This window comes from Thermomonospora umbrina (assembly GCF_003386555.1).
In the GTDB taxonomy this organism is placed as follows: domain Bacteria; phylum Actinomycetota; class Actinomycetes; order Streptosporangiales; family Streptosporangiaceae; genus Thermomonospora; species Thermomonospora umbrina.
The window spans coordinates 2,615,310-2,640,889 of sequence record NZ_QTTT01000001.1; the positions used below are offsets into that span (position 1 = coordinate 2,615,310).

The following is a 25,580-nucleotide window of genomic DNA, read 5'->3' on the forward strand; positions in this document are numbered from 1 at the left end:
CAGGTCACATGGACCGGGTGTCACGTCCGGACGGAGGTGTTTGTCCCATGACCGACACCGGAACGGTGACCCGAACATGAAGGAGTGAGACACCGATGAACAACGACCACCGCATCGTCGTCCTCGGGGCCGGGTACACGGGCATGCTCGCCGCGATCCGGCTGGCGCACCGGACCCGGCGCACCGCCGTGCGGATCACGTTGGTCAACCCGTCGGCGCGGTTCACCGAGCGCCTGCGGATGCACCAGGTCGCCGCCGGCCAAGAGCTGGCCGAGCACCGCATCCCCGACCTGATCGACGGGACCGGCATCGCGTTCGTTCAGGGCGCGGCCACGGCCATCGACCCCGACGCCCGCACCGTGGCGATCGACGACGGCGCGGTCACCCTGCACTACGACACCCTGGTGTACGCCCTGGGCAGCGCGACCGACACCAGCCTGGTCCCGGGGGCCGACGTGCACGCGTACACGCTCAACGGCCCGCAGATCGCGGCGCGGTTCGCCGCCCGGCTGGACGAGGTCGCAGCGGCCGGCGGCACCGTCGCGGTCTGCGGCGGCGGCCTGACCGGCATCGAGGCGGCCACCGAGATCGCCGAGGCGCATCCCGGGCTGCGCGTCACGCTGATCAGCCGCGACACCCCCGGCACGATGATGGGCGACAAGGCGCGCGCCCATCTCCACAAGGTGTTCGACCGGCTGGGCATCTCCGTCAGGACGGGCACCGCGATCACCAAGGTCCTGCCCGACGCCGTGCACCTCGCGGACGGTGAGCTCGTCCCCTCGGACGCGACCCTATGGACCACGGGCGTCAAGGTGCCCCCGCTGGCCGCCGAGGCCGGGATCGCCGTGGACGACCGAGGCATGGTCCTGGTCGACGCGACGCTGCGTTCGGTGTCCCACCCCGACATCCGCCCCATCGGCGACGCCGCCGCCGTCCGGATGCCCTGGGGACGGATCCACGGCACCTGCCAGAGCGGGATTCCCACCGCCCAGTACACCGCCGACGCCATCACCCGGGAACTGCGCGGCCGGCGCGTCAAGCCGTTCCGCTTCGGCTACATCCACCAGCCGGTCAGCCTCGGCCGCCGCGACGCCGTCATCCAGTTCACCCGCGCCGACGACACCCCGCGCCGCGCCTACCTCAAGGGCCGCCTCGCCGCCCTCTACAAGGAGACGGTCAGCAGCAGCCCCGTCCCGGTGTACCGGCTCAGCAGGCGCATGAACGTCCGCGCCCAGGTGTCCAAGGGCGGCCGAGCCACGCGAGTGCCGGCGGCCTGACGACGTGGCCCACCCGCGCGACGTCCCGGCCCACCACCGCCCGGGCTCCACCGAACGGAGCCCGGGCCCACGCCGGGCCTTCGGCTCAATGCCAGGATGAACCGATGAGCGACGAGACGTCCGGCCCCGATCCCTATCTCGAGCACCGTCGGCTGCTGTTCGCCACGGCCTACCGCATGCTGGGAACGGTCACCGACGCCGAGGACGTCCTTCAGGACACCTGGCTGAAGTGGGACGCGGTGGACGCCTCCACGATTCAGAACGCCAAGGCCTATCTGGTGCGGATGGTCACCAATCTGTCGTTGAACCGGCTCACCTCCGCCCGCGCCACCCGCGAGACCTATGTCGGCCCCTGGCTCCCCGAGCCGTTGCTCACCTCCCCCGACACCGCCCTGGACGTCGAAATGGCCGACACCGTCTCCACCGCCATGCTGGTGGTGCTGGAAACCCTCAGCCCCGTCGAACGCGCGGTGTTCGTGCTCCGCGAGGTCTTCGGCTACTCCCACGCGGAGATCGCCGACACCCTCGACCGCCCCGAGGCGACCGTCCGCCAGATCTCCCACCGCGCCCGCAAGCACGTCGAGGCCCGCCGCCCCCGCTTCGACACCGACCCCGATCGTCGCGCCGAGGTCACCGAACGGTTCATGGCGGCCTGTTCGGGCGGCGACCTGAACGCGGTCATGGAACTGCTCGCCCCGGACGTGACCGCCTGGTCCGACGGCGGCGGCAAGGTCACCGCCGCCCGCCGCCCGCTGCACGGCGCGGACCACGTCGCCCGCTGGTTCATCGGCGTCCTGGCCAAGCCGGAATCGACCGGCCTCACCCTTCGCACCGCCACCATCAACGGCGAACTGGGCATCGTGGCCCTCCTCGGAGACGTCCCCATCGGAGCCGCGACCTACGACATCGCCGACGGACGCATCCGCAACCTGCGCCTACAGGGAAACCCGGACAAGCTCAAGGGTCTTTCCCCGCTCTGACAACCCGGGACGGAGCCGAGCGCGTCAGGAGCGGCATGAACACCTCCGAAAACGGGCGTGGCCGTGTCGAGCGACGATGAGTACACGGCCTACGTCATGTCGCGGCTCCTCTGGCTGCGGCGCGTCGCCTACCTGCTCTGCCAGGACTGGAGCCGCGCCGACGACCTCGTCCAGACGGCCATCACCCGCCTTTACGTCAATTGGCGGCGGGCCTCTCGCGCCGACAACCTCGACGCGTACGCGCGTACGGTCCTGGTCCGCGTCTTCCTGTCCGAGCAGCGAACGGGCTGGTGGAAACGGGTCTCCGTCACCTCGACCACACCCGAGACGTTCATCGACGTGGTGGACCTCGACGTGGCGCTCGACCTGGAACAGGCCCTCGCGGCCCTCGCGCCGCGCCAGCGCGCCACGGTAGTGCTGCGCTACTACTGCGACCTGTCCGTCGAGGACACCGCGACCGCTCTCGGATGCAGCCCCGGAACGGTCAAGAGCCAAACCTCCCGTGCGCTGACGGCGCTGCGCCGCACGCTGGAATTCGAAGGAAACCCGCTGTGACCGAGACCGACCTGCGGACCCGCCTCCACGAACTCGCCGACTCCGACACCACCGCCCCCCGCGTCGACCTCGCCCTCGCCCGCCGTCGAGGACGCCGCCTCCGCCGCCGCCGCGCCCTCATGGTCACCGCGCCGGCGACGGCGATCGCCGTGGCCGCGTCCGTCCTGCTCTCCGGCGGCGACGGCGGCTCGACACCGCCGCCCGAGGCGCTGCGCCCGGCGGCCTCTCCCCTGCCGAATCCGCTGACCAGGCAGGTGACCTTCGGCTGGCTCCCCAAGTACTACAAGTTGACCGGACGAGATCTGGAGAACGGCTGGACACACTTCCGGGCCTACGGAAAGGCGGGCGACGACGGGGTCGCCCAGTTGTTCGTCACCCTTTTCCCCGAGGGCCCGGCACCCTCCCTGGGCAAGATGCGCGGCGGAGTGCAGGCCGTGCCGATCCCCGTGGAGCCGGTGGGCGGCCGGGAGGCGCACTGGATGCAGCCGCCCCCGCCCGGCGCGGGCAGCGCGCCCGGCGAGGGACGGCTCCGGGTGAGGTTCAGGCCCCGGCAATGGGGCGAGATCGAGATCAACGACACGGGGATGTCGTCCGAGGAGATCACGCGAACACTGCGGAAGGCGGCGGCGGGCGTGCGGCTGAGTGAGGAGCCGGCCCGCTTCCCCGTTGAGATCTCCGGCTTCCCGTCCGGTCTGACCGTGGAGACCGCCCGACCAGGAGCCGCCGCCCGCCCCGGCTCCGAAGGCATCGCCCGCCTCGTGATGGAGGAGACGGCCCTGAACTTCGCGCAGGGGCTCTACATCACCGTGACGCGAGCCGGGGCCATGGACGGCAAGCATTCTCGCAAGCCCAACACCACCATCGACGGGCACCGCGCCTATCACTTGGCCGGCACCGCGACGACGAGGCCCGGACACGAGGCCGCGGAGGCCGCCAAGCTCCGCGATCGAGGCGGACCGCTCAGGCCCGAGGACGTCCTCGTCGGCACCGAATACCTGTGCGTCTACCGCGTCAACGGCATGGACGTGTGCATGTCGACGAGTCCGCCGATGACCGAGGTCTACGACGAGCGCGGCGGCCGAGTGGTCCCGCAGCCCAACTGGGCCTCGGAGATCCTCAAGCCGTCCGGCGGTCTGGTGGGCCTCTACCGCCGCACCAAGGTGCTCGGCACCGACTCGACGAAGTGGTCGACGACACCGTTCCTCCGCTGAGTGCCCGTTCGAGCGCGACGGGGCGATGGGCCCGCCGGGATGACCGGCGGGCCCGGACGCCTACGACGTCCGGGCGGGCACGGCCGGGGCGGGGGCCGGAGCCGTACGCCGGACGAAGGCGAGCACGATCAGGCCCGCGACCACGCCGGCGACACCCGCGACGAGCATCGTGACGTTGAGGCCGTCGGCGAACGCACCCCGGACCAGCGGGGCCGCACCGGGGTCCTGGGCGATCACCGCCTGGGCCCGCCCGCCGGTCAGGGCGTGTGCCACGGCGTCCGGGTCCGGGGTCTCGCCGTCCAGCGAACGCGTCATCCCGTCGCGGAACACACCGCCGAGCACCGCCACCCCGAGCGCGAACCCGAGTTGACGGAAGCTGTTCGCCGCCCCGGCGGCCATCCCGCTGCGCTCCACCGGAACGGCCGCCATCGCCGCCGACGACACCACGGGAGTGGCCAGACCGACCCCGACACCGACGACCGCCAGGCCCACGAGGATCGCGGCCCACCCGGAGTCCTCGGTCAGCACGGCCTGACCGGCCATGCCCGCGCCGATGAGGAGCAGGCCGATCCCGATCACGGGCCGCGGCGACGCCTCGTGCACGAGCCGCCCGCCGGCGCCCGCCACCACGAACGCCACCGCGCTCAGCGGCAGGAACACCAGGCCCGCCTGGATCGCGCTCAGCTCCAGCACCGACTGCAGCCACAGCGACAGGAACGGGCTGTAGGCGAACGCCGCGAACGTCATCAGCGCCGAAGCGACCATCAACGCGGCGAACGACGAACTGCGGAACAACCGCAGATCGAGCATCGGATCGGGACGCCGGATCTCCACCACCACGAACAACACCAGCGCCACGGCGCCCGCCGCCAACGGCCAGACCACCGACGCCGCCGTCCAGCCCAGCTCACCTGCCCGAATAAGCCCGTACGTGAGCCCCGCGGCCCCCGCCGTGAAGGTCACCGTCCCCGGCACGTCCACCCGACGGGCGTGGGGGTCGGAGGACTCGGGCACCGCCCTCAGCGCGAGCACGATGGCGAGCACGCTCACCGGCAGGTTCACCAGGAACACCGCCCGCCAGCCGAAAGGCGACACCAGCAGCCCGCCGATGATGGGCCCGGCCGCCGCGGCGGCCCCGTTCACCGCGCCCCAGATCCCGAAGGCCACCCCGCGGTCCCGCCCCCGGTACACGCTGTTGATCAGGGCCATGGTGGTGGCGAACATCGCCGCCGCCCCGAGACCCTGCACTCCGCGCGCCGCGATCAGCGTCCCGGCGTTGGGGGCCAGCCCGCAGGCCAGGGACGCGACGGCGAACACCACCAGGCCCAGCACGTACACCCGCCGCCGCCCGATCAGGTCGGCCAGCGACCCGCTGCCGAGCAGCAGGGCCGCGAGGACCAGCGCGTACACGTCCATCACCCATTGCAGGGAGGAGAAGGACGTCTCCAGCCCGGTCGCCATGTCCGGCAACGCGACCGTCACGATCGTGACGTCGACCAACAGCATGAACGCGCCGATGCAGACGGCCGCCAACGGCCCCCACTTGCGCATGTCGCCCCCTTCGCTCCGCGTTCCCAGTAGGTCTTCCACCCTGGGGGGCGACCTGACGCGAGCGGGAGCCGGCGACGACCATCTCGCCGGAATTCGACCTCTGTTACCGTTCCCTGATGGAAACCGCCACCGTGGACGACCTCGACCGGCGTATCCTCCATGCCCTCGGTCTGGACGGCCGGGCCTCGTTCAGCCGGATCGCCACGCTCCTCGACGTCTCCGACCAGACCGTCGCCCGCCGCTACCGCCGACTCCGGACCCGGGGCGTGGCGCGCGTCGTGGGCCTGTGCGATCTGCGGCGCACGGGCGGCTGCCAATGGTGGGTCCGACTCCAGTGCACGCCCGGCGCGGCCCCCGCCATCGCCGCCGCGCTGGCCCGCCGTCCGGACACCACCTGGGTGCAGTTGCTGTCGGGCGGCACCGAGATCCTGTGCGGCGTCCAGACGGTCACCTCGGAGATCCGGGAGCCGCTGCTGCTGGACCGGCTGCCCCGCAGCAGCAGGATCACCTCGGTGGCGGCGTACTCGCTGCTGCACACGTTCGCGGGCGGCATGATGAACGACGGGCTCGAGCTCCTCGGAGCCCTCACCGAGGAGCAGGTACGGCGTTTCGCCCCGACCCCGCGCCCTCCGGTGGACGACGTCCCCACCGAGCTGGACGATCTGGACCGTTCCCTGTTCGCCGTCCTGGCCAAGGACGCCCGCCTCACCCACGCCGAGCTGGCCGTGCTGGTCGGCTGGTCGGAATCCACCGTCCGCCGCCGGATGGAACGGCTCGAGGAGACCGGCGTCCTGTACTACGACCTGGAGATCGACACGGCGATGCTCGGCCTGCACGCCTGCGCCTGGCTGTGGCTGGCCGTCCACCCGTCCGCCCTGGCCGCCGTCGGCACGGCGATCGCCCGGCACCCCGAGACCGCCTTCGCCGCCGCCACCACCGGCCCGACCAACCTGGCCGCCTCGATCGTCTGCCGCGACATCGCGTCCCTCTACCGCCACCTGAGCGAACGCGTCGGCACCCTGGAGGGCGTCCAGCACGTCGAGACCGTCCCGATCGTCCGCACGGTCAAACAGGGCGGGGCCGTGCTCCCCAACCTGGGCACCCGCCCTTCGGTCGCGAGTTGACGCGGCGATCCGTTCAGGAGGTCGGGGGGACGTTGCCCCAGTACTCGTGCAGGGCGGCGATCCGGTCGCCGCGCACCTCCACGATGACGGTCTCCCAGTTGAGGTACCCCTCGGTCGACGGGGACGAGCCCCGGGTGTCGTACTCGTACAGGACCCTGGCCCCGCCGAGCGGGGCGACGGAACGGCGGGTGCCCGTCACACGATTGCCGTTCTCGGCGTGAAAACGCGCCCATTCCTCAATGGCCCGCCGGCCCCGTTCGCCCTCATGGCGTCCCCGCCACGCGCCTTCCGGGAACCAGAACGAGAAGTGCTCGGTGAGCATGGCGAGGAACGGATCCCATGCGCCGGTGCGCCATCCATGGTCGAAGCGATCCATGGCGCGATCGGCCACTTTCCGCACGTGTCGGGGCGTATTTCCGGATACGGCGTCCGCGCCGGCCCGGGCCTGCATCGCGAAGAGGGCGGCGCTTCCGAGGCCGCCCGCCAGCAGTGTCCGCCGGGCTCGCACCGGCCGAGAGTCGGTCATGGCGGCCAGTAGACCGCGCTCTCGCTAAAAGCGAGATAAACACCGCCTCCCTCCACCGGCGATCCCCCACGCCCGTTCCCGTGCGTTCTCCAGGGCGGCTCAGTGCAAAAGTTGGATGAGGGGGAGGTCGCCATACGGGAGAACAAGTCGGGGGGCGGCGCGGCCGGCTTGACCATGGTGCTGAAGTATTTCGACCACGAGGCGCGGGGTTTCCGTGCCCGAGGTCATCGAACGAACAACGGGGGACCAGATGGACGGCGTGCGGCGTGCGGTGCCCGGCGGACGGTGCTGACGGATCTCATGCACGATCTCAAGGAGCCGACGGTCCCGGTGCAGGCGTGCCGTCGCCGTCGGCGTGCGAAGCGCAGTGGCCACCGGTGGATGAAGGCGGCCGGGGCCGCCCTGGTGGCGGCCGTGGGCGCGGGCGCCGCCGTGTGGGTGGCCGTCCCGAGTGACGACGCGGCGGGCACGTCATCGGGCGTGGGGGCGGGTGCCGCGTCGGGGATGCCCGCCGTACGTGACAGGCCGCGAGCGTCGCAGCAGCCGCAGTGGCGGGGGCCGGTGGTGAACGGCCGGCGGCAGCCTCCCCGGGTGCAGGTCCCGCAGTCGGCGGGCGGCCGGTACGCGGTGGTACCCGGTACGGCCTATGCGCCCAGAGGCCACCGGGGAGCCGTGGTCCGCTACATGGTGGACGTCGAACGCGGACTGCCGTTCCGTGGCACGGAGTTCGCCGCCGAGGTGCACCGGATCCTGAACGACCGGCGCGGCTGGGGCCGGGGCCGCGCGATGCGGTTCGTGCGCGTGAGCCGGGGGCCGGCGCAATTGCGGGTGTCGCTGTCGAGCCCGACGATGGTCGATCGCATGTGCGCCCCCCTGGTGACCCACGGGGAGCTGTCCTGCGGACGCAGCGGCCGTGCGGTGCTGAACGCGCGCCGCTGGGGCATCGGCGCCGCCAGCTATGGCCGAGACCTCGCGACCTACCGCGAGTACCTCGTCAACCACGAGGTGGGACATCTGCTGGGGCATCAACACCAGCAGTGCCCCGGCCCTGGGCGGCCCGCGCCGGTGATGGTGCAGCAGACCAAGTCCCTCTACGGATGCCGCGCGAACGCCTGGCCCTACCCCAAGGGCTGAGCCCTCCGGGTAGGGACCCACGGGCGTACGGGGCCGGCTCCACCTGGGTGGCGAAGGCGTGAGTGGCGAAGGCGTGGGTGGCGAAGGCGACGGCCACCCCCGCCCGTCACCCAGAGGTCGCGCTCACAACCACTCGAGGCGCAGCAGGTACACCTCGCGCCGTTCGTCCAGGACGAGATACGTCGCCAAGCCCCGTTCACCGAACGTATGGGTGAGCATGTTCCCCCTGGGATTGGCCGGGTTGAACGGCTGACCACTCCATGGCGCCGTCTCCAGCAACGCGAACAACTCCGCGATCGGTCACAGGGCTTCCTCCGGAACGGCCTTGATCTGTTCCTCGGCGACCGGATCCAGGTCGAGTCGGAACACTTACCGCCCCTGGCGCTCTGCGAGGATCTCACGCCAAGGCCGCCCCGGCGGGGTGGATGGGCCTTCGGCGAGCACTCGGCGGGCGGCGGCGTGCATCCGTCGGCGGCCCTCGGGGTCACGGACCGAGTCGCAGGCCGAGATCCACCAACGATGCACGAAGTCGTTCAGCACACCGAGATCCAAGCTCACCCGAACCTCGTCGAGCACTGCCGTGAGGCCGGCGTCAAAGGCTTCGCGGTCCTCGGGGAGCGACAGGGCGGCCCGGATCGCACGGAGGTTCTTCTCAGGTTCGGGTGCGTGACCAGGGGCGAAGTCCTGCGGTTGCGCGGTCATCACGGGCCTCCTCTCAACACCGTCGCAGCTTATCCAGTCGGCGAGCCCTTGGGCATGAGAAGGCCCCGCACGCTTCCGTGGGGCGGGCGGGGCCTTCCCGGGTCAACTCCAGGCGAGCATGCGCAGCGGGTTCTCGAGCATGGCCCCGACGTCGCGCAGGACGGCGGAGCCGAGTTCGCCGTCCACGACGCGGTGGTCGAAGGCCAGCGAGAGGGTGGTGACCTTGCGGACGGCGAGCTCGCCCTCGTGGACCCAGGGCATGTCCCTGATCTGGCCGACGGCGAGGATGGCGGCCTCGCCGGGGGTGAGGATCGGGGTGCCCGCGTCCACGCCGAACACGCCCACGTTCGTGATGGTGATCGTTCCGCCGGTGAGGTCGGCGGGCTGCGAACGGCCCGACCGCGCCGTCTCGGCGAGGCCCGCCAGGGCGGCGGCCAGGTCGGGCAGGGACAGGCGGTCGGCGTCCTTGACGGTGGGGACGAGGAGGCCGCGCGGGGTGGCGGCGGCGATCCCCAGGTTGACGTAGTGCTTGACGACGATCTCGTCGCCCGCGCCGTTCCCGTCCACCCAGGACGAGTTGATCATCGGGTGGCGCTTCACGGCGGTCAGCAGCGCGCGGGCCACCAGGAGCAGCGGCGACACCTTGACCTCGGCGAACTCGGGCAGCTCCCGGAGCCGGGCCACCGTCTCCATCATCTCGGTGACGTCCACCTGGAGGAACTCCGTCACCTGCGGCGCGGTGAACGCCGAGCGCACCATGGCGGACGCGGTGCTCTTGCGCACGCCCTTGACGGGGATCCGCTCCTCGCGCTCCGAGGCCACCACGGGAGGGGCTTCGGGGACCGCAGCGGGCGCCGCCGCCTGGTGGACGTCGTCGCGGGTGATGGAGCCGTTCGGGCCCGTGCCCACGAGCGTGGACAGGTCGACGCCCAGATCCCGCGCCAGCTTGCGCACCGGGGGCTTGGCCTGCACACGCGCCGCCCCGTCCACAGGCTGTGGACGGGGAACGGGCGCGGGCTGCTTACGGGCGCGACGGCGGGTGGCCCCGGGCTTGACCCCGTACCCGACCAGCACCGGCTGCCGCTTGAGCGGCTTGTCGGGCCCGGTGTCCGGAGCGAGGTGGGTGCCGGGGTCGGCCGCCGCCGAGGGAACGAGATCCTCCTTGAGGGCGGCGGCCTGGGCCGGCGGCTCGGAGACGGGGGTGGCGACCCCCGGCCCCGAACCGGACACGTCCACGGAGATGATCGGAACGCCCACGTCGACCGTGCTGCCCTGCTCGACCAGCAGAGCGGTCACCACGCCCTCGAAGGGGCAGGGAAGCTCCACGATGGCCTTGGCGGTCTCGATGTCCACGATGGTCTGGTTGACCTCGACGGTGTCGCCGGGTTGGACGTGCCACCGTACGATCTCGGCCTCGGTGAGACCCTCGCCCACGTCGGGCAGCCTGAACTGCTTCACCTCTCCCATGACGTCACCACCCCATCGCCCGGTCGACCCCGTCCAGCACCCGATCCAGGTCCGGCAGGTAGTGGTCCTCCAGACGGGAGGGCGGGTACGGGGTGGAGAAGCCGCCGACGCGCAGCACCGGGGCCTCCAGGTGGTAGAAGCACCGCTCGGTGATGCGGGCCGCCAACTCCGCGCCGTACCCGTTGAAGACCGGGGCCTCGTGGACGACCACGCAACGCCCCGTCCGCTCCACGGAGGAGACCACCGTGTCGATGTCGAGCGGGTTCAGCGAACGCAGGTCGATGACCTCCAGAGTGCGCCCCTCCTCCAAGGCGGCGGACGCGGCCTCCAGGCAGGTCTTCACCATGGGCCCGTACGCGAGCACCGTCACGTCCTCCCCCGGGTTGACCACGCGCGCACGGTCGAACGGCGTCCAGCCGTCGCGACCCGGGGCGGTGTCGACCGGGGCCTTGTCCCAGTAGCGCCGCTTGGGCTCGAAGAAGATCACGGGATCGTCGCAGGTCACCGCCTGCTGGATCATCGTGTACGCGTCCGACGGGTTGGAGCAGGCCACCACCCGCAGCCCCGCCGTGTGCGTGAAGTACGCCTCCGGGGACTCACTGTGGTGCTCCACCGCGCCGATCCCGCCGCCGCACGGGATGCGGATCACCACGGGCAGCCGCACCGCCCCCAGCGACCGCAGCCGCATCTTGGCCAACTGGGTGATGATCTGGTCGGCGGCGGGGAACACGAACCCGTCGAACTGGATCTCCACGACCGGCCGGTAACCCCGCAGCGCCAGCCCGATCGCCGTCCCCACGATGCCGGACTCGGCCAGCGGGGTGTCGATCACCCGCTCCTCGCCGAAGTCCTTCTGCAGCCCGTCGGTGACCCGGAAGACGCCGCCGAGCCGGCCCACGTCCTCCCCCATGACGAGCACCTTCGGGTCGTCGTCCAGGGCCCGCCGCAGCCCCTCGTTCATCGCCTTGGCCAGCGTGAGCGTCTCAGTCATCGAACGACTCCAGGTACTCGGCGAACCGACGCTGCTCCTCACTGATGAGCGAGTGCCCTTCGGCGTACACGTTCTCGAAGATGGCCAGGGGCTCGGGGTCCGGCATCTCCAGGCAGCGGCGGCGCAGGTCGGTGGCGTACCGCTTGGCCTCGGCGTCGACCTCGTCGAAGAACGCGGCGTCGGCCAGCTCGTTCTTCACCATGTACGCCTTGACGCGCTCGATCGGGTCCTTGAGCTTCCACGACTCCAGCTCGGCCGCCAGCCGGTAGCGGGTCGGGTCGTCGGTGGTGGTGTGCGCCCCCATCCGGTAGGTGTACGCCTCGATCAGGGTGGGGCCCTGGCCGGTGCGGGCGGCCTCCAGGGCCCTGCGGGTGACGGCCAGGCACGCGAACACGTCGTTGCCGTCCACCCGAAGCCCGGGGAAGCCGAAGCCCTGCGCCCTCTTGTAGAGGGGGATGCGGGACTGCTTCTCCAGCGGCTCGGAGATGGCCCACTGGTTGTTCTGGCAGAAGAACACGATCGGCGCGTTGAACACCGACGCGAACACGAACGCCTCGTTCACGTCGCCCTGGGAGGTGGCCCCGTCGCCGAAGTAGGCGATGGTGCCGGCGGCGTTCTCGGTGCCGAGGACCCCGTCCCGCTGGACGCCCATGGCGTATCCGGCGGCGTGCAGGGTCTGGCTGCCGATGACGATCGTGTAGAGGTGGAAGTTGTGCTCGGCCGGGTCCCACCCGCAGTTGCTCAGCCCCCGGAACAGGGCCAGCAACCGCAGCGGGTCCAGGCCCCTGCACCAGGCGACCCCGTGCTCACGGTAGGTCGGGAACACCATGTCGCGTTCGGCGAGGGCCCGACCGGAGCCGACCTGGGCCGCCTCCTGCCCCAGCAGGGACGCCCACAGCCCCAGCTCGCCCTGGCGGGTCAGCGCGACCGCCTCCAGGTCGACCTTCCGGACCATCACGAGGTCGCGGTAGAGCCCGCGGATCTCCTCGGGCGACAGGTCCAAGGGGTAGTCGGGGTGCTCCACCCGAATGCCCTCGGGCGTGAGCAACTGGATCAGCTCGGGGGGCGGCGCCTCGGTGAGGCCCGGGGCCTCGCGCGCGGAGTCGATGGTCACGTCTCACTCCTCGTCCAGGGCCGGGACACGGGGTCACCGCGACCGGCCGACGGTCGGAGCCCGCGCCCGGGGTATGGGACGGAGCTCCAGTCGCCATGGTGTCAGAACTCACACCGAGGAGCGCAAGCCCCGATTCGCCTGGATCAGTACCCGTTTGAGGGGCATAACGATCCCTCCGATATGACGCCGAACACGACGCCGAGCCCTTCAGGCCAGGGAGGCCCGATGACCACGGACGACCCCCGGTTCGATCTTCCCGGGATGCTCATCGACGGCGAGTGGTCCCCGACCGGCGAGCACGGCCTGGCCGCCGTGCGCGCCCCCTACGACGGCACGCCGGTGGCCATGGTCCCGGCGGGCGGCCCCCGCGATGTGGACCGTGCCGTGCGTTCCGCCGTGGGGGCGCTGCGCCGCGACGACTTCCCCCGCTCGGAGCGGGTCCGCGTACTGGAGCAGACCGCCGCCGCCCTGAACGACCGCCGCGACCACTTCGCCAAGGCCATCGCGCTGGAATCCGCCAAGCCCCTCAAGACCGCCAGGGTGGAGGCGGCCCGCGCTGTGGAGACGTTCGCGTTCGCCGCCGCCGAGGCCCGGACGTTCACCGGTGAGGTCGTCCCCATGGAGGCGACGGCGGCGGGGGCGAACAAGACGGGGTTCACCCTGCGCGTGCCCGTGGGCGTGGTGGCGGCGATCTCCCCGTTCAACTTCCCGCTGAACCTGGTGGCGCACAAGGTGGCCCCGGCGATCGCGGCGGGCTGCCCCATCGTCCTCAAGCCCGCGTCCCAGACCCCGGTCTCCGCGCTGTTGCTGGCCGAGCTGCTGGACGGGCTGGGGCTCCCCTCCGGTTGGCTGAACGTCGTCACCGGCGGCGGGAGTGTCGTGGGGAACGCCTTGGCCACGCACGACGACGTCGCCTACATCACCTTCACCGGCTCCGCCGAGGTGGGCTGGGCCATGGCCGCCAAGGCGTCCCGCAAGAAGGTACGGCTGGAGCTGGGGTCCAACTCCCCCCTCATCGTGGACTTCCCCTCCGACTGGCGGACGGCGGCGGCCAAGGCGTCGGTGGCCGGGTTCGCGCACGCGGGCCAGTCCTGCATCTCCACACAGCGGATCTACGTCCACCACGACCTCGCCGACGGCTTCCTGGACGAGCTGCTGCCGCGCGTCGAGGGGCTGGTGCTGGGCGACCCGATGGACGAGCACACCGACGTCTCCTGCCTCATCACCCGGGACGACACCGCCCGCATGAGGGAGTGGGTCGACGAGGCGGTCGCCGGCGGCGCCAAGCTCCTCACCGGCGGGGAGGCCGTCGACCACGGCGTCTTCCGCCCCACCGTCATCGAACGTCCCCCGTTCGGAGCCCGGGTGCAGAGCGAGGAGGTGTTCGGGCCGATCGTCACCGTCACGCGGTCCGAGGACTTCGGCGAGGCCCTCCAGCTCGCCGACGCGTCCCGGTACGGCCTCCAGGCGGGCGTCTTCACCGCCGACCTCGGCAAGGCCCTGCGGGCGGCCAGGTCGCTGCACTACGGGGGCGTCCTGGTCAACGACGTCCCCACCAGCCGGGCCGACCAGCAGCCCTACGGCGGCGTCCGCGACTCCGGCAACACCCGGGAGGGCCCGGCGTACGCGATCGAGGAGATGACGGAACGACGGCTCGTCACTTTGCAGCCCTGACCTGAATACTGACGGGGCGCACGCACGTCGGCACGTTCAGTGATACCCGCATGTCAGGGTTTTCACGGATGTTGGTTTCGCCCGGCCGGTGACAGTCTGTAGCTACATCGCACCGCAGGGTGCACGCAGGGAGAGGAGGTGCGACATGGAGGAGACCACCATCTACGAGCCGCCGACGCTCACCGAGGTCGGCGACTTCACGGAGGTCACGCTGGGCCGCCCCAACTGGGGCTTCGACGGCCAGTTGACCTGCCGGGTCATCGACTGCGGCTGACCGGTCACCGCCCTCGAGGCGGTTCCCGGGCGGGCGAACGACCGTGACCGGCCGCGCCGCCGCCGTTCCCTCCGGGCGTCGGCGCGGCCGGTTCCATCGATCCCATCCCGAGGAGAGAGTCTTGGACCGCTCGCTCGACTTCGTCATCGTGCCCGACAACGTGGCGGGAGAGGCCCTCACCCGGTCCCTGCGCGCCCGGCCGGACGTGCGGACGCTGCGCTACGCCTCCGGCCGCCCGTGGATCATCGGCCGCTGGAAGAGCGGTCAGGTCATCCGGGGCGAGGCCGGGGAACGCCGCATCGCGGTCCTGGGCCACGCGGCGACCGACTCCGAGCGGCTCACCCGCCTCGCGGGCGAGTGCCGCACCATCCGCGACCTCGACCGGGTCTCCGGCACCCTGCCGGGCGGCTACCACCTGGTCGCCACCATCGGCGACACGGTACGGGTCCAGGGCTCGCTGTCCTCGGCCCGGCAGGTCTTCTACGGGGCCGTCCAGGGCATCACCGTCGCCGCCGACCGGCCGGACACGCTGGCCCTGCTCGCCGGCAAGGGCATCCGGGAGGACCTGGTCGCCGGGCGGCTGCTGGCCCCGCTCCCGCCGTGGCCGATCATCGAGCAGTCCCTGTGGCACGGCATCGAGGCCCTGCCGGCCGGGTGCTACCTGGAGCTGTCCGCCTCCGGCGCGGGCCGGCCGGTGTGCTGGTGGCAGCCCCCCGAGCCGCACGTCCCGCTGGAGAAGGGCGCCGAACGGGTGCGCGCCGCGCTGTCGGACGCCGTCCGGTCCCGCACCCACGGCAAGGCCACCATCAGCGCCGACCTGTCCGGCGGCATGGACTCCACCAGCGTGTGCTTCCTCGCCTCCGGCTCCGTCGGACGCCTCATCACCGTCCACCGCACCCCCCACGACAAGGGCGACGAGGACTCCGCGTGGGCCGCCCGCGCCGCCTCCGCGATCCCCGGCTCCGACCATCTGGTGATCGGCACCGACGAGATCCCCGGCTGGTTCGCGGGGCTGCTGGAGCCCGATCCCGACGTCGAGGCCCCGGTGCTGGGCGTCCATCTGCGGGGGGCGCTGGCCCATCTGGCGCGTCGGCTGTCGGCCTCCGGCTCCGAGCTGCATCTGACCGGCGACGGCGGGGACGAGCTGTTCCTGCCCAACCCCCTCTACCTGCACGAGCTGGTCCGGCGGCGGCCGTTCACCGCGCTGCGGGTGCTGCGCGCCGACCGGGCCCTGACCCGGTGGCGGTTGCGGCCCACCCTTCGCGCGCTGCGGGACGACCAGCCGTTCCACACCTGGCTGAGCGACGTGGCCGAGACGGTGGACGCCCCCCTGCGGGGCGTGCGGGGCGTGCCGTTCCAGGGTTGGGGCATCAGCTACCGGCTGCCCGCCTGGGCCACGCCCGAGGCGGCCGAGTCCGTCCGGGGGCTGCTGCGAGGGCTGGCGACCTCGGGCACCGAGCCGCTGTCGCCGATCCGGGGCCAGCATTCGGTGCTCCAGGACATCCGGGTCTGCGGCGACGTGATGCGCCGGGCGGGCCGGCTGACGGCGCGGCACGGCCTCCCTTACGACTCGCCGTTCGTGGACGACCAGGTCGTCGAGGCCGCCCTGTCCGTCGACTTCACCCGTACCGCGATGCCCGACCGCTACAAGCCCGCGCTGGTCGAGGCCATGCGCGGCATCGTTCCCGACTCCAGCCTCAGCCGCTCCACCAAGTCGGAGTACAGCGCCGACGCGTACTCGGGTCTGCGCCGGCACCGCGAGGAGCTGCTGGAGCTGTGCGACGACATGCGCCTGGCCCACCTCGGGCTGGTCGACGCGGAGGCGCTGCGCGCCACCCTGCTCAGCCTGCCGCCGTCCTCACTGCACCTGCTCCCGCTGCTCAGCACCCTCGCCTGCGAGGTGTGGCTGCGCTCCCTGACCGTCGCCCACCGCGAACAGGCACCCGCTTGATGCCACGGAGATCGCCATGACCTTGTCCTCAGATGTGACCGTGACCGATACCGGCACCGGGATGGTGCTGCTGAACGAGCGCACCGGTCGTTACTGGACGCTCAACGGCACCGGGCGCACCGTCGTCCGCGCGCTGATGTCGGGGCGTCCCGTGCAGGACGCCGTCGACGAGTTGACCACCCTGCATCCGGCGTACGCCGAGCGGGTCGCCGAGGACGTCGAGGCCCTGCTCACGTCCCTGGTCGAGGCGAAGGTGGTCCTGTCATGACGATGCCGGTGACGTTGGAGCCCTCGGCGTCGGTGCCGTTCCGTCGCCGGATGCTGGCGCGGGTCGCGGTGTGCGCGGCGCTGCCGCTGGCGCGGATGTCGCCCGGCAGGCTCCGGCGCGTTCTCACGGCGGTCCGTCGGGGGGCCCGCCCCGCGACCGAGGCCGAGGCGCTGGCCGCCCGGGAGGCGATCGTGACGGTCAGCGTGCGCTGCGCGGGCCAGGGCTGTCTGCCCCGCTCGGTCGCGTCGGCGCTGCTGTGCCGCCTGTACGGCCGGTGGCCCGACTGGTGCACGGGCATCCGCACCGAGCCGTTCCGCGCGCACGCCTGGATCGAGGTGGACGGGCGGCCGATCGGCGAGCTGGGCGACATCGCGTACTTCCACAAGGTGATGACCGTGCGGGCCGAGCCATGATCACGGCGTTCGCCCAGGCTGCGATGGCGACGGTGTTCGGCTACGCGTTCTACGGAAAGGTGCGGCGGTCTCAGGCGTTCCTGACGACGGTGCAAAGGCTCATGATGCGGTCGGGGCGGTCCACCGTGGTAACGGCGGCGGGGCTCGCCGTGGTCGAGGCGGTGGCGGCGGTCCTCGTCGCCGTCCCGCCGACCGCGCGGGCGGGGTTCGCGCTGGGGGCCGCGCTGCTGGTGTTCTTCATCGGCGTGGTGGTGCGGGCGGTGCGCGGGGGCGTCTTCGCCGAGTGCCGCTGTTTCGGCGACCACGGTTCGGTGCTGGGCTACCCGATCCTGATCCGGAACGCGCTGCTGCTCGCGATCGCCGTCACGGGGCTGCTCGCCCACGGCGGCTACGGCACGCCCGTCCCCACGGTGTGCGCGGCCGTGGTGGGTGCCGTGGGGGCGGCGGCGTTCGTCCGCTACTACGACGACCTCGTGAACGCCGTGCTGCTGCGCCTCTACCCCTCCGAAGCCGGCGGGACCTGACATGTCCGAGACGATGATCGAGGTCACCGGCCTGGGAAAGCGCTTCGGGGCGCTGACCGCGCTGCGCGACGTGGACCTCGCCGTTCCCCGGGGCACGGTGCTGGGCCTCCTCGGTCACAACGGCGCGGGGAAGACCACCCTGGTCAACGTGCTCGCCACGCTCACCCGACCGAGCGGCGGCACCGCCCGGGTCGCGGGCTTCGACGTGGTGGCCCAGGCCCACCAGGTCCGCCGCCGCATCGGGATCGCCGGCCAGTACGCCACCGTGGACGAGCAGATGACCGGCACGCAGAACCTGATCCTGCTCGCCCGGCTGCTCGGCGCCGACCGGCGCTCCGCCCTGGCCCGCACCCGGTCCCTGCTGGAGCGGTTCGATCTGACCGCCGTGGCGGACCGGACCGTGCGCACCTACTCGGGCGGCACCCGCCGACGCCTCGACCTGGCCGCGAGCATGGTCGGCCGTCCCGAGGTCGTGTTCCTCGACGAGCCGACCACGGGGCTCGACCCGGTGAGCCGGCTGACCATGTGGCGACTCGTGCGCGACATCGCCCGCACCGGCTCCACGGTCCTGCTCACCACCCAGCATCTGGAGGAGGCCGACACGCTGGCCGACTCGATCATGGTGCTGTCCCGGGGCCGCGTCGTCGCCTCGGGCAGCCCCGCCCAGCTCAAGGCCCGGGTCGGCCAACGCAAGATCACCGTGGGCCTCGCCCCGGGCGCCGACCCGCTCCCGGCGGTCGCCGCCCTCCGCAACGCCGGCCTCGACCCGTCCTGCGACCTCGCCCGCCGTGTCGTCACGGTCACCGGCGCCCGCACCCGCGACCTCACCAGGGTCGTCCGGGCCCTGGACGCCGCCGCCATCGAGCCCGACGAGCTCACCATGACCGAACCGGGCCTCGACGAGGTCTACCTCACCCTGGCCTGCACCCCCGAGGGAGTCCCCGGATGACCCCGCCCCAGCCCCACCGCGCCGCCCCAAGGGGGTTCCCGAGTGACCCCGCACGAACCCCACCGCACCCGCCGCCCGGGCACCACCGCGCGCAGCCCCGAGGGAGTCACCGGATGATGCCGCGCGAGCCCCACCGCACCCGCAGTTCGAACACGGCGGCGGTGCGCACACGAGACCACGGCCGACGTGTCGCCCGGCGGGCCGGGCACGGGGGGCGGGCATGACGGCGTTGACGGCGTACGACGGGGCGGGGGCGTTGGCCGGCGAGGAGCCGGTTCGGTGGCGGGGGTGCGGGGGCGGGGCGCAGGTTCGGCACCTGACCGGGCGGGCGGTGCGGATCCAGGTGCTCGACGCGCACCTGTTGTTGTTCTGTCTGCTCGATCCGCTGCTGATGCTGGTGGTGTTCAGCCAGGTCTTCGGCGGGCTCGCGCATGCGCCGGGGTTCCCCGAGGGGGTTCGCTACATCGACTTCCTGTTGCCGGGGCTGTTGGTGACGACGGCGATCCAGGTGGGGCTGCAGACGGCCACGGGGCTGATCGAGGACATGCGCAACGGGATCATCACCCGGTTCCGGTCGCTGCCGATCCGGATGGGGTCGGTGCTCATCGCGCACAGTCTCGCGGCACTGATCCGGGGGGTGCTGCGGCTGGTCCTGCTGCTGGTGCTGGCGTTCGCCGTCTTCGGGTACCGGCCCGCCGGCGGGGTCCCCGGGGCGGTGGCGGCCGCCGTGCTGTCGCTGGTGCTGGGGTGGAGTCTGGGCTGGATCTTCATCGCCCTCGCCTGCAGGCTGCGTCGCCCGGAGACCATGCAGGCGGCGTCGGGCCTGGTGATGTTCCCGTTGATGTTCGCCTCCAACGCGTTCACCCCGTTGGACGGCATGCCCGCCTGGCTGGGGGCCGCCGCCCGGCTCAACCCCATGAGCCACGGCATCGACGCCGCCCGGGCCCTCTCGTTGGGCCGTCCGGCGGGCTCGGGGGCCCTGCTGGCCGTCAGCGTCGCCCTCGCCGTCGCCGCCGTCGCCGCGCCCCTCGCCGTTCGCGGGCTCCGCGACACGTCACGCTGAGCGTGTCCGAAAGCGGCCAACGGACCCCTCGCGCGAACTTCCGACACAACCTTTTCCGGCCCCTCACGCGTCTTGTTCGTGACCTTTGTGTGAGGAGGCCTCGTGACCGAGGGCAGGCTCGAATACCTGGGCGGCGAGCGATGGGCGGACGACCGGCTCGTCAGCGCGGCGTTCGAGGCGTTCGTCGACACCCACCACCACCGGCTGCTGCGGTCGGCCTATCTGGTCACCGGTGATCTGCACCTGGCGGAGGACCTGCTTCAGGACGCCCTCATCAAGTTGGCCCTGAACTGGACGAAGCTGTACGCCGAGCCGGAGGCGTTCGTCCGCACGGTCATGTACCGCGACGCGGTGTCCTGGTGGCGCAAGCGGCGTCGGGAGCACCCCACGGCGTCGCCCCCCGACCGCGGCAGCGGCGATCCCGCCGAGCCCGCCGCCATGCGGCTGCTGTTCGCCAGGGCCCTCGATCGGCTGACCGTCAAGCAGCGCGCCGTCCTCGTGCTGCGCTACTTCGAGGACCTCCCGGAGGCCACCGTGGCCCAGGTGCTCGGCGTCTCGGTCGGGACGGTCAAGAGCCAGACCCACAGCGCGCTGCGGCGACTGCGCAAGGTCGCCCCCGAGCTGCACGAACTGGCCGGGCTCGGAAGGTCGACGTGATGACCGACGAGCACATTCGGGAGCTGTTCCGCGAGCTCGCCGAGCCCGTTCCGCCGCCCCGGGTCCACACCACCGCCGGTCTGTGGCAGCGCGCGAGGCGTCGCCGTCGCCGTCGCCGCGTCGGCGCCGCCGCCGCGGCCCTCGCCCTCGCGGTCACCACGGTCGGCGTGCTCGATCTGCTCCGGAGCATGGAGCCGCCGCCGACCGCGTCCGCCCAGTCGGCCCCGGGCTCTCGGCGGGGCACCATCGAAGTGGACGGCTACCGCGTGGACGTCGCCCCACGCCCGAACGACGAGGTCCGGCTGCCGCGCATCCCCACCCGGCTGCCCGACTCCAAGACCGTCGACCCGTCGACCGCCGTGCCGCTGTCCGCCGAACCGGTGACCGAGGCGCTCGCGCTCATCCAGCCCGACAACGACGTCGTGTACGTCCTCGGCGCCGACCACCGGCTGCGCCACCTCGACACCGTGAGCCTCCTGGATGTCACCGACTCCGCCGGCGGCGTCCAGCGGCCCCTGGACGCCTCCTCGCTCTCCCCCGACGGCCGTCGCGCGGCGTTCGCCCAGCCGAACGCCGTCGTCATCGTCGACCTGACCACGGGCGCGCACCAGAGGGTGCGCCACCACGGCCGGCTCGAGAACGTCCGCTGGCTCAGCGACAGCACCCGGCTGGTCGCCGAGGGGGCCGACAGGTCCGTCCTCATCGACGTCACGAAGCCCGCCGCGCCCACGCTGGGATACCTGGACGGCGGCTTCGACTGGGTCTCCGAGTCCTCCCAGAGCCCGATGGTCAACCCGACCCGGCTCGCCATCGACCCCCATTCCCGCGAGCCCGAACTCGTCGACCAGGGTCCCGGCCAGACGGCCTCCGCGCAGCCGCTCCCCCGGCTCGGCAAGGTGATCTCGGAGTGGTCGGGCGGCGGCTGGCTGCACGGCTCCCGGATCGCCCGCTCCGCCCACACCCCCGTCGACGGCGGGATCGGCGCCCGGAGCGGCCCCGGCGACATCTCCATCGTGCTCGGCTCCACCACCGGCCGGATCGTCCGTGCCCTCCTCTTCCCCTTCGAGGCCCCCGGCATCCAACCCCGCCTCAGGTCCTGTTGCCCGGTGGTCGGCTGGCTCGACGCCTCCACGGTCCTGCTGTTGAGCCGGACCCCCACCACCACCCGTCTCCTGGCCTGGGACATCGACTACGGCCGGCTGGGCTTCGTGACCGAGCTTCCCGCCAACGCGAACTTCGCGTTCGGCACCATCACCGGCCCCTGACACCCACCGGCGGCGCGCCGCAGTGTTCGGTGAGGGCGCGTCGCACGGCGGCGTTCGGGTGCGGCTCGGCGGTGGCCCAGGCGATGTAGGCGTCGGGGCGTACCAGGACGGTGTGGCGGGTCGGGCCGCCCGCCTGATGGACGTCGGCGTGGTCGGCCCAGGTGGCGGCGGCCTCGGACGTGGGCGGGGTGACCAGCACGAAGCGGCCGGTGCGCAGGGCCTCGTACAGGCGACGGCCGTCGGCCAGCGGAACGTCGGGGGCGCGGCGGCCGGTCAGGGGGTGGGAGTCGGGCGGGCGGGGGTAGGCGATGTCGATGCCGGAGACCGCTCCGGCGATCCGGCCGGCCAAGGGCGGGACCTTCGTGAACACGCGGCCCAGCGTCCCGCGCACGACGCGGAGGGAACGCGGGGCGATGAGGGCGACGCGGAGCAGCGCGCCGCTGCCCCGCACGGCCATGCGGCCCACCGGGTGACGTTCGGTGTGGTACGAGTCGAGCAGGGATTCCGGGGCGCGGCCCTGGAGGACGGCGGCGAGCTTCCAGCCGAGGTTGGCGGCGTCTTGGAGCCCGACGTTCATGCCCTGGCCGCCGGCGGGGGAATGGACGTGCGCGGCGTCGCCGGCGAGGAAGACGCGCCCGACGCGGTAGCGCTCCACCTGGCGTTCGTCGCTGTGGAAGCGCGACATCCAGCGGGCGTCGTGGGCCCCGTGGTCGGTGCCGAGCGCGCGGCGCATGGCCTCGCGGACCTCCGGCAGGGCGACCGGCGCGTCGTCGGGGAGCTGGCGGCGGCGGTCCCAGGCGACCACGCGGTACCACCCTTCGCCGAACGGCACCAGGACGGCGAACGCGTCCCGGTTGGAGTCGATGACCGGCAGTTCCGTCGGCGGGTCGCCGAGCCGTACGTCCGCGAGGACCATCGACCGCACCACCGCGCGCCCGGGGAACGGCAGCCCGAGCGCCCGTCGCACCGCGCTGCGGACGCCGTCGGCCCCCACCACGTAGCGGGCGCGGATCCGTCGCCGGTCCCCGGACCGCTCGCGTACGGCCACCTCGACACCGTCGGCGACCTCCCGCAACGTCCGCATCTCGACGCCCATGCGGATCTCCGCCCCGCAGGCGCGCGCCCGCCGTTCGAGCACCGCCTCCGTCTCGTACTGCGGAGTGACCAGGACATACGGGAAGCGGGTCGGCAACCCCGACAGGTCCAGCCGCGCCCCGCCGAACAGCCGCAGGCCGGAGACCGGGGTGCCGGTGCTCACCAAGGCGTCGGCGACGCCTCGGGCGTCCAGCTCCTCCAGCGTGCGGGCGTGGACGGCGAACGCCCGGGACAGGTTGGACTCCTCGGCCCGCTTCTCGACGACCGTGCAGCGGACCCCGGCGGCGGCGAGATCACCGGCCAGCAACAGCCCGGTCGGGCCCGCTCCCACGATCAGAACGTCGGTGAGATCCTCCACGGATCATCTGCCTACCCGGATTTCCGACGGCTGATTCATCACGCTCTTGGCCGATTGTGGCGGATGACACCATGTCCCGATATCAGCCCCCTATCCTGGCGATCTGCCGGGGGCCACAGCACCTGCCTTGGAGGTATGCACGGGTGGAATGGTTCTGGGGGCTGATCGGTGGACCGCTGGTCGGCGGGCTGGTGAGCCTGCTACCGGAGGCCCTGCTGGAGCAGCTCCGCACCCGGGGCGCCCTCCGGGCCATGGATCACGAGGCGCGGCTCGCCGAGGTCGCCGACGAACGACGGCAGGCGGCCCAACTCGCCTATCTGGACGAGGACCATCGGCGTCAACAACTGCTGGAGCGCTACAAGAACCAGAACGCCACCTATCCGCTGGGCGCGATCGGTCGGCTGCGCGACCTGGCCGCCGAGGATCCCCGCCCCTCCGTGCTGGTCTCCCCGGTCCGGGTCGCGGACGCCGCCGGGCGGCGGCGGATCCCGGGCCTGGTCCACGACGCACTGCACGACGTGGACGGCCTCGACCGGTACGCGGTGCTGCACACCGGCGCGTTCGTCAGCGACGGCGACGCCACCCGGGCCGTCGAGGGATCGGTGGGCGCCGCCGAGATCAGCGCGTTGGAGTTCCCGAGCCGGCCGGCGATCGTGGTCTACTTCGAGGCCGACGGCGACCGGCTGCACGCCTTCGCGTACCTGGGCTCCGTCTTCCCCTCCACCGAGGGCCGGGCGGGCTTCACGATCCGCATCGCCTCGTTCGGTCGCGGCGGCCCGCCGACCACGCGCGCCGAGGCGGGGGCGGCGCTGCCGGTGTGGCCGTACGTCAACCTCTCCGAGGTCGACAGTCCGGACGAGCAGGTCATCGCGGCGATCGTCGCCTGGTTCGTGGTCACCTGCGTGGAGACGTACTGGCACCTGCGCGGCATCACCTCGGTCGACCTGCGGACCATCCCCCGGGCCTCGAACGGGACGAACGGGTCGAACGAGCGCCCGGCGGTCGCGCTCATCGACCGGGTCGGCGACGCCGAGGACGTGTTCGGCTGTCGGCTGGAGATGGAGGCGCTGGCCCTGTTCCACCTGGGCTTCGCCCCGGTCGAGACCTTGGAGTTCGGGCCGGACCGGGTGGCGCTGATCGCCTCTCGGGAGGGGCTGTCGATCTCCTTCCTGCTCGACGCGGACTTCCCGGCCGGCCCGCCCGAGGTGTTCTACGTGGACGCCGGCGGACGCGAGCACCTGGAGATCGACCCGTCGATCTGGTCGCCGGAACGCACCCTGGCCGACATCGTGGAGGCGATCCGATGAGCGATCACGGCGTGACCCGGATCCGCGTCTACGAGTCCGAGCTCGACCTGATCACCGACGAGACGCTGGACCACCACGAGGTGGAGACCGGCGGCAGCCTCTTCGGACTGTTCGGTCACGGGGGCGCGCCGGTCGTCTTCCTCGCCACCCGTCCGGCGGGCCGGGTGGCGAAGCGGTCGACGTCGCTGGAGCTGGATCCCGAGGTGACCCAGGCGCTGGAGCAACTGACGTGGGGCCGGTTCGGGATGCAGTGCATCGGGATGTGGCACTCCCACCACTGGATCGGTCTGACCGAGCCCAGCGGCGGCGACCGTGAGCGCACCCGGCGGTACGCGCAGCGGCACCACCGCCCCAAGTACACCGAGATCCTCGCCAACTTCGTCGGAGACGACCGGCGGCCCCCCAAGGGTTCGGCGCGAAGGGACGACGTGTGCGTGCAACTGACGCCGTTCTTCTATCCCGACGCCCGGCAGCTCACCCGGGACCAGTCCGTCATCGAGGTGCTCCCTGGCCAGAGCCCGCTGCGCCGTGCCCTCTCCGATCAGAACGTGCCGGACGTACCGGAGCTGGGCGCCGCCCTGCGCGCCGCCGGGTCGCTGCCGGAGACCGCCTACGTGCTGGCCGATTCCCCCGCGTCGGGCGGGACGCGGCGGGGTTTCCGGCGGCTGGTGCCCGGTCTGCTGTCCGGTGGCGGGTCCGCCGCCGAGCACGACGCGGCCCCGGCGGCCGAAGAGCAGCCCGTGCCGGAGGCCGCCGCTTCGGGGAAGGCGGCGGTCACCGAGGAGTCGTGGCTCCGGCCGATCCCCGACCTCGCCGGCTACGTCGAGCAGCACATCCAGCCGGTGATGCAGCGGCTGGCCGGCCGCTACGAGGTGGAGGTCGAGCTGGCCGACACCGATCGGCTCGCCGTGGTGGTGCGCATCCCCGGCCGTACGGCCTGCGTCCACCTCCTCACCGCCTGGGACGGCGAACGCGCCGTGGCGTACGGATGCGACGTGCTCGCCCCGCGACAGCACCTGGAGAAGATCGGTGAGTGGCCCCCCTCGGCCGACGGCGGCCGGGCGTTCGATCTGGACACCCCCCTGGACTGGGGGCTCCAGCAACTGCAGCGACTGCCCTGAGCCGGGGCCGTCACCGGGCAGCACGATCC

25 protein-coding genes are annotated in these 25,580 nt (G+C 72.4%); 18 read left to right on the forward strand and 7 right to left on the reverse strand.

The features are described from left to right. Nucleotides 1-95 precede the first annotated feature (95 nt). From DFJ69_RS11535 to DFJ69_RS11550, 4 genes are all read left to right on the forward strand, one after another. Nucleotides 96-1,277 (forward strand): NAD(P)/FAD-dependent oxidoreductase, encoded by a 1,182-nt coding sequence (locus DFJ69_RS11535; protein ID WP_116022477.1) that lies wholly within the window; start codon nt 96-98, stop codon nt 1,275-1,277. Nucleotides 1,278-1,381: 104 nt separating this feature from the next. Then, a complete protein-coding gene (locus DFJ69_RS11540) occupies nt 1,382-2,257 on the forward strand; it encodes an RNA polymerase sigma-70 factor (protein WP_116022478.1) in 876 nt (291 codons plus the stop codon). A gap of 63 nt (nt 2,258-2,320) precedes the next feature. Further along, the gene (locus tag DFJ69_RS11545) at nt 2,321-2,812 is read left to right on the forward strand and encodes a SigE family RNA polymerase sigma factor (protein WP_116026562.1); all 492 of its coding nucleotides are present in this window, start codon (nt 2,321-2,323) and stop codon (nt 2,810-2,812) included. Next, on the forward strand, nt 2,809-4,023 hold the full coding sequence (locus DFJ69_RS11550) for a hypothetical protein (RefSeq protein WP_116022479.1): 1,215 nt from the start codon (nt 2,809-2,811) through the stop codon (nt 4,021-4,023). The genes DFJ69_RS11545 and DFJ69_RS11550 overlap by 4 nt, the downstream gene beginning before the upstream one ends. A 60-nt stretch (nt 4,024-4,083) precedes the next feature. On the opposite strand, the gene DFJ69_RS11555 is transcribed toward DFJ69_RS11550, so the two are convergent. Continuing rightward, nucleotides 4,084-5,574 carry an MFS transporter gene (locus DFJ69_RS11555; protein ID WP_116022480.1) on the reverse strand — a complete coding sequence of 497 codons (1,491 nt, stop codon included), beginning with the start codon at nt 5,572-5,574 and terminating at the stop codon, nt 4,084-4,086. 116 nt (nt 5,575-5,690) lie between these two features. On the opposite strand from DFJ69_RS11555, the gene DFJ69_RS11560 reads away from it, so the two are divergent. Beyond that, nucleotides 5,691-6,698: an AsnC family transcriptional regulator gene (locus DFJ69_RS11560; protein WP_116022481.1), complete on the forward strand. Its 1,008-nt coding sequence runs from the start codon at nt 5,691-5,693 to the stop codon at nt 6,696-6,698. A gap of 13 nt (nt 6,699-6,711) precedes the next feature. On the opposite strand, the gene DFJ69_RS11565 is transcribed toward DFJ69_RS11560, so the two are convergent. Then, nucleotides 6,712-7,074, reverse strand: coding sequence for a nuclear transport factor 2 family protein (locus DFJ69_RS11565; protein ID WP_116022482.1), 363 nt, complete (start codon nt 7,072-7,074; stop codon nt 6,712-6,714). A 450-nt stretch (nt 7,075-7,524) separates the two neighbouring features. On the opposite strand from DFJ69_RS11565, the gene DFJ69_RS11570 reads away from it, so the two are divergent. Then, nucleotides 7,525-8,358 (forward strand): DUF3152 domain-containing protein, encoded by an 834-nt coding sequence (locus tag DFJ69_RS11570; RefSeq protein ID WP_245974261.1) that lies wholly within the window; start codon nt 7,525-7,527, stop codon nt 8,356-8,358. Between the two features lie 369 nt (nt 8,359-8,727). Here the strand turns inward: DFJ69_RS11570 and DFJ69_RS11575 are convergent, their stop codons facing one another. The 4 genes from DFJ69_RS11575 to pdhA all read right to left on the reverse strand — a co-directional run bounded on the left by DFJ69_RS11575 (nt 8,728) and on the right by pdhA (nt 12,632). Next, nucleotides 8,728-9,060: a DUF6247 family protein gene (locus tag DFJ69_RS11575; RefSeq protein WP_116022483.1), complete on the reverse strand. Its 333-nt coding sequence runs from the start codon at nt 9,058-9,060 to the stop codon at nt 8,728-8,730. Between the two features lie 102 nt (nt 9,061-9,162). After that, complete coding sequence (locus DFJ69_RS11580) at nt 9,163-10,527, reverse strand: dihydrolipoamide acetyltransferase family protein (protein WP_116022484.1); 1,365 nt, start codon at nt 10,525-10,527, stop codon at nt 9,163-9,165. Between the two features lie 4 nt (nt 10,528-10,531). Further along, nucleotides 10,532-11,518 (reverse strand): alpha-ketoacid dehydrogenase subunit beta, encoded by a 987-nt coding sequence (locus DFJ69_RS11585; protein ID WP_116022485.1) that lies wholly within the window; start codon nt 11,516-11,518, stop codon nt 10,532-10,534. Further along, on the reverse strand, nt 11,511-12,632 hold the full coding sequence (gene pdhA / locus DFJ69_RS11590) for a pyruvate dehydrogenase (acetyl-transferring) E1 component subunit alpha (RefSeq protein ID WP_116022486.1): 1,122 nt from the start codon (nt 12,630-12,632) through the stop codon (nt 11,511-11,513). Before pdhA ends, DFJ69_RS11585 begins: the two co-directional genes overlap by 8 nt. A 225-nt stretch (nt 12,633-12,857) precedes the next feature. Between pdhA and DFJ69_RS11595 the strand changes: the two genes are divergently transcribed. The 10 genes from DFJ69_RS11595 to DFJ69_RS11640 all read left to right on the forward strand — a co-directional run bounded on the left by DFJ69_RS11595 (nt 12,858) and on the right by DFJ69_RS11640 (nt 21,670). Continuing rightward, nucleotides 12,858-14,306, forward strand: a complete 1,449-nt coding sequence (locus DFJ69_RS11595) for an aldehyde dehydrogenase family protein (protein ID WP_116022487.1) — start codon at nt 12,858-12,860, stop codon at nt 14,304-14,306. A gap of 145 nt (nt 14,307-14,451) precedes the next feature. Beyond that, the gene (locus DFJ69_RS11600) at nt 14,452-14,580 is read left to right on the forward strand and encodes a lasso RiPP family leader peptide-containing protein (protein ID WP_116022488.1); all 129 of its coding nucleotides are present in this window, start codon (nt 14,452-14,454) and stop codon (nt 14,578-14,580) included. Nucleotides 14,581-14,701: 121 nt separating this feature from the next. Beyond that, nucleotides 14,702-16,531, forward strand: coding sequence for an asparagine synthase-related protein (locus DFJ69_RS11605; RefSeq protein WP_170177617.1), 1,830 nt, complete (start codon nt 14,702-14,704; stop codon nt 16,529-16,531). Between the two features lie 16 nt (nt 16,532-16,547). Continuing rightward, nucleotides 16,548-16,799: a lasso peptide biosynthesis PqqD family chaperone gene (locus DFJ69_RS11610; protein WP_116022490.1), complete on the forward strand. Its 252-nt coding sequence runs from the start codon at nt 16,548-16,550 to the stop codon at nt 16,797-16,799. After that, on the forward strand, nt 16,796-17,212 hold the full coding sequence (locus DFJ69_RS11615; RefSeq protein WP_116022491.1) for a lasso peptide biosynthesis B2 protein: 417 nt from the start codon (nt 16,796-16,798) through the stop codon (nt 17,210-17,212). Before DFJ69_RS11610 ends, DFJ69_RS11615 begins: the two co-directional genes overlap by 4 nt. After that, nucleotides 17,209-17,736, forward strand: coding sequence for a MauE/DoxX family redox-associated membrane protein (locus tag DFJ69_RS11620; protein WP_116022492.1), 528 nt, complete (start codon nt 17,209-17,211; stop codon nt 17,734-17,736). Before DFJ69_RS11615 ends, DFJ69_RS11620 begins: the two co-directional genes overlap by 4 nt. 1 nt (nt 17,737) lies before the next feature. Continuing rightward, a complete protein-coding gene (locus DFJ69_RS11625; RefSeq protein WP_116022493.1) occupies nt 17,738-18,685 on the forward strand; it encodes an ATP-binding cassette domain-containing protein in 948 nt (315 codons plus the stop codon). A gap of 220 nt (nt 18,686-18,905) precedes the next feature. Further along, on the forward strand, nt 18,906-19,748 hold the full coding sequence (locus tag DFJ69_RS11630; RefSeq protein WP_116022494.1) for an ABC transporter permease: 843 nt from the start codon (nt 18,906-18,908) through the stop codon (nt 19,746-19,748). A 102-nt stretch (nt 19,749-19,850) separates the two neighbouring features. Further along, nucleotides 19,851-20,405, forward strand: a complete 555-nt coding sequence (locus tag DFJ69_RS11635; protein ID WP_245974262.1) for a SigE family RNA polymerase sigma factor — start codon at nt 19,851-19,853, stop codon at nt 20,403-20,405. After that, complete coding sequence (locus DFJ69_RS11640; protein WP_116022495.1) at nt 20,405-21,670, forward strand: WD40 repeat domain-containing protein; 1,266 nt, start codon at nt 20,405-20,407, stop codon at nt 21,668-21,670. Before DFJ69_RS11635 ends, DFJ69_RS11640 begins: the two co-directional genes overlap by 1 nt. On the opposite strand, the gene DFJ69_RS11645 is transcribed toward DFJ69_RS11640, so the two are convergent. After that, nucleotides 21,657-23,123 (reverse strand): FAD-dependent monooxygenase, encoded by a 1,467-nt coding sequence (locus tag DFJ69_RS11645; RefSeq protein WP_116022496.1) that lies wholly within the window; start codon nt 23,121-23,123, stop codon nt 21,657-21,659. The two genes, DFJ69_RS11640 and DFJ69_RS11645, sit on opposite strands and share 14 nt — an antisense overlap. Before the next feature lie 143 nt (nt 23,124-23,266). Between DFJ69_RS11645 and DFJ69_RS11650 the strand changes: the two genes are divergently transcribed. Then, the gene (locus DFJ69_RS11650; protein ID WP_116022497.1) at nt 23,267-24,430 is read left to right on the forward strand and encodes a hypothetical protein; all 1,164 of its coding nucleotides are present in this window, start codon (nt 23,267-23,269) and stop codon (nt 24,428-24,430) included. After that, nucleotides 24,427-25,551: a hypothetical protein gene (locus tag DFJ69_RS11655; protein ID WP_116022498.1), complete on the forward strand. Its 1,125-nt coding sequence runs from the start codon at nt 24,427-24,429 to the stop codon at nt 25,549-25,551. Before DFJ69_RS11650 ends, DFJ69_RS11655 begins: the two co-directional genes overlap by 4 nt. Nucleotides 25,552-25,580 lie beyond the last annotated feature (29 nt).

Coding starts and splice junctions, on each gene's coding strand:
- DFJ69_RS11535 (WP_116022477.1), top strand. CDS start 96: ATGAACAACGACCACCGCATCGTCGTCCTCGGGGCCGGGTACACGGGC.
- DFJ69_RS11540 (WP_116022478.1), top strand. CDS start 1,382: ATGAGCGACGAGACGTCCGGCCCCGATCCCTATCTCGAGCACCGTCGG.
- DFJ69_RS11555 (WP_116022480.1), bottom strand. CDS start 5,574: ATGCGCAAGTGGGGGCCGTTGGCGGCCGTCTGCATCGGCGCGTTCATG.
- DFJ69_RS11560 (WP_116022481.1), top strand. CDS start 5,691: ATGGAAACCGCCACCGTGGACGACCTCGACCGGCGTATCCTCCATGCC.
- DFJ69_RS11565 (WP_116022482.1), bottom strand. CDS start 7,074: ATGGATCGCTTCGACCATGGATGGCGCACCGGCGCATGGGATCCGTTC.
- DFJ69_RS11570 (WP_245974261.1), top strand. CDS start 7,525: ATGCACGATCTCAAGGAGCCGACGGTCCCGGTGCAGGCGTGCCGTCGC.
- DFJ69_RS11575 (WP_116022483.1), bottom strand. CDS start 9,060: ATGACCGCGCAACCGCAGGACTTCGCCCCTGGTCACGCACCCGAACCT.
- DFJ69_RS11580 (WP_116022484.1), bottom strand. CDS start 10,527: ATGGGAGAGGTGAAGCAGTTCAGGCTGCCCGACGTGGGCGAGGGTCTC.
- DFJ69_RS11585 (WP_116022485.1), bottom strand. CDS start 11,518: ATGACTGAGACGCTCACGCTGGCCAAGGCGATGAACGAGGGGCTGCGG.
- DFJ69_RS11595 (WP_116022487.1), top strand. CDS start 12,858: ATGACCACGGACGACCCCCGGTTCGATCTTCCCGGGATGCTCATCGAC.
- DFJ69_RS11600 (WP_116022488.1), top strand. CDS start 14,452: ATGGAGGAGACCACCATCTACGAGCCGCCGACGCTCACCGAGGTCGGC.
- DFJ69_RS11610 (WP_116022490.1), top strand. CDS start 16,548: ATGACCTTGTCCTCAGATGTGACCGTGACCGATACCGGCACCGGGATG.
- DFJ69_RS11615 (WP_116022491.1), top strand. CDS start 16,796: ATGACGATGCCGGTGACGTTGGAGCCCTCGGCGTCGGTGCCGTTCCGT.
- DFJ69_RS11620 (WP_116022492.1), top strand. CDS start 17,209: ATGATCACGGCGTTCGCCCAGGCTGCGATGGCGACGGTGTTCGGCTAC.
- DFJ69_RS11625 (WP_116022493.1), top strand. CDS start 17,738: ATGTCCGAGACGATGATCGAGGTCACCGGCCTGGGAAAGCGCTTCGGG.
- DFJ69_RS11630 (WP_116022494.1), top strand. CDS start 18,906: ATGACGGCGTTGACGGCGTACGACGGGGCGGGGGCGTTGGCCGGCGAG.
- DFJ69_RS11640 (WP_116022495.1), top strand. CDS start 20,405: ATGACCGACGAGCACATTCGGGAGCTGTTCCGCGAGCTCGCCGAGCCC.
- DFJ69_RS11655 (WP_116022498.1), top strand. CDS start 24,427: ATGAGCGATCACGGCGTGACCCGGATCCGCGTCTACGAGTCCGAGCTC.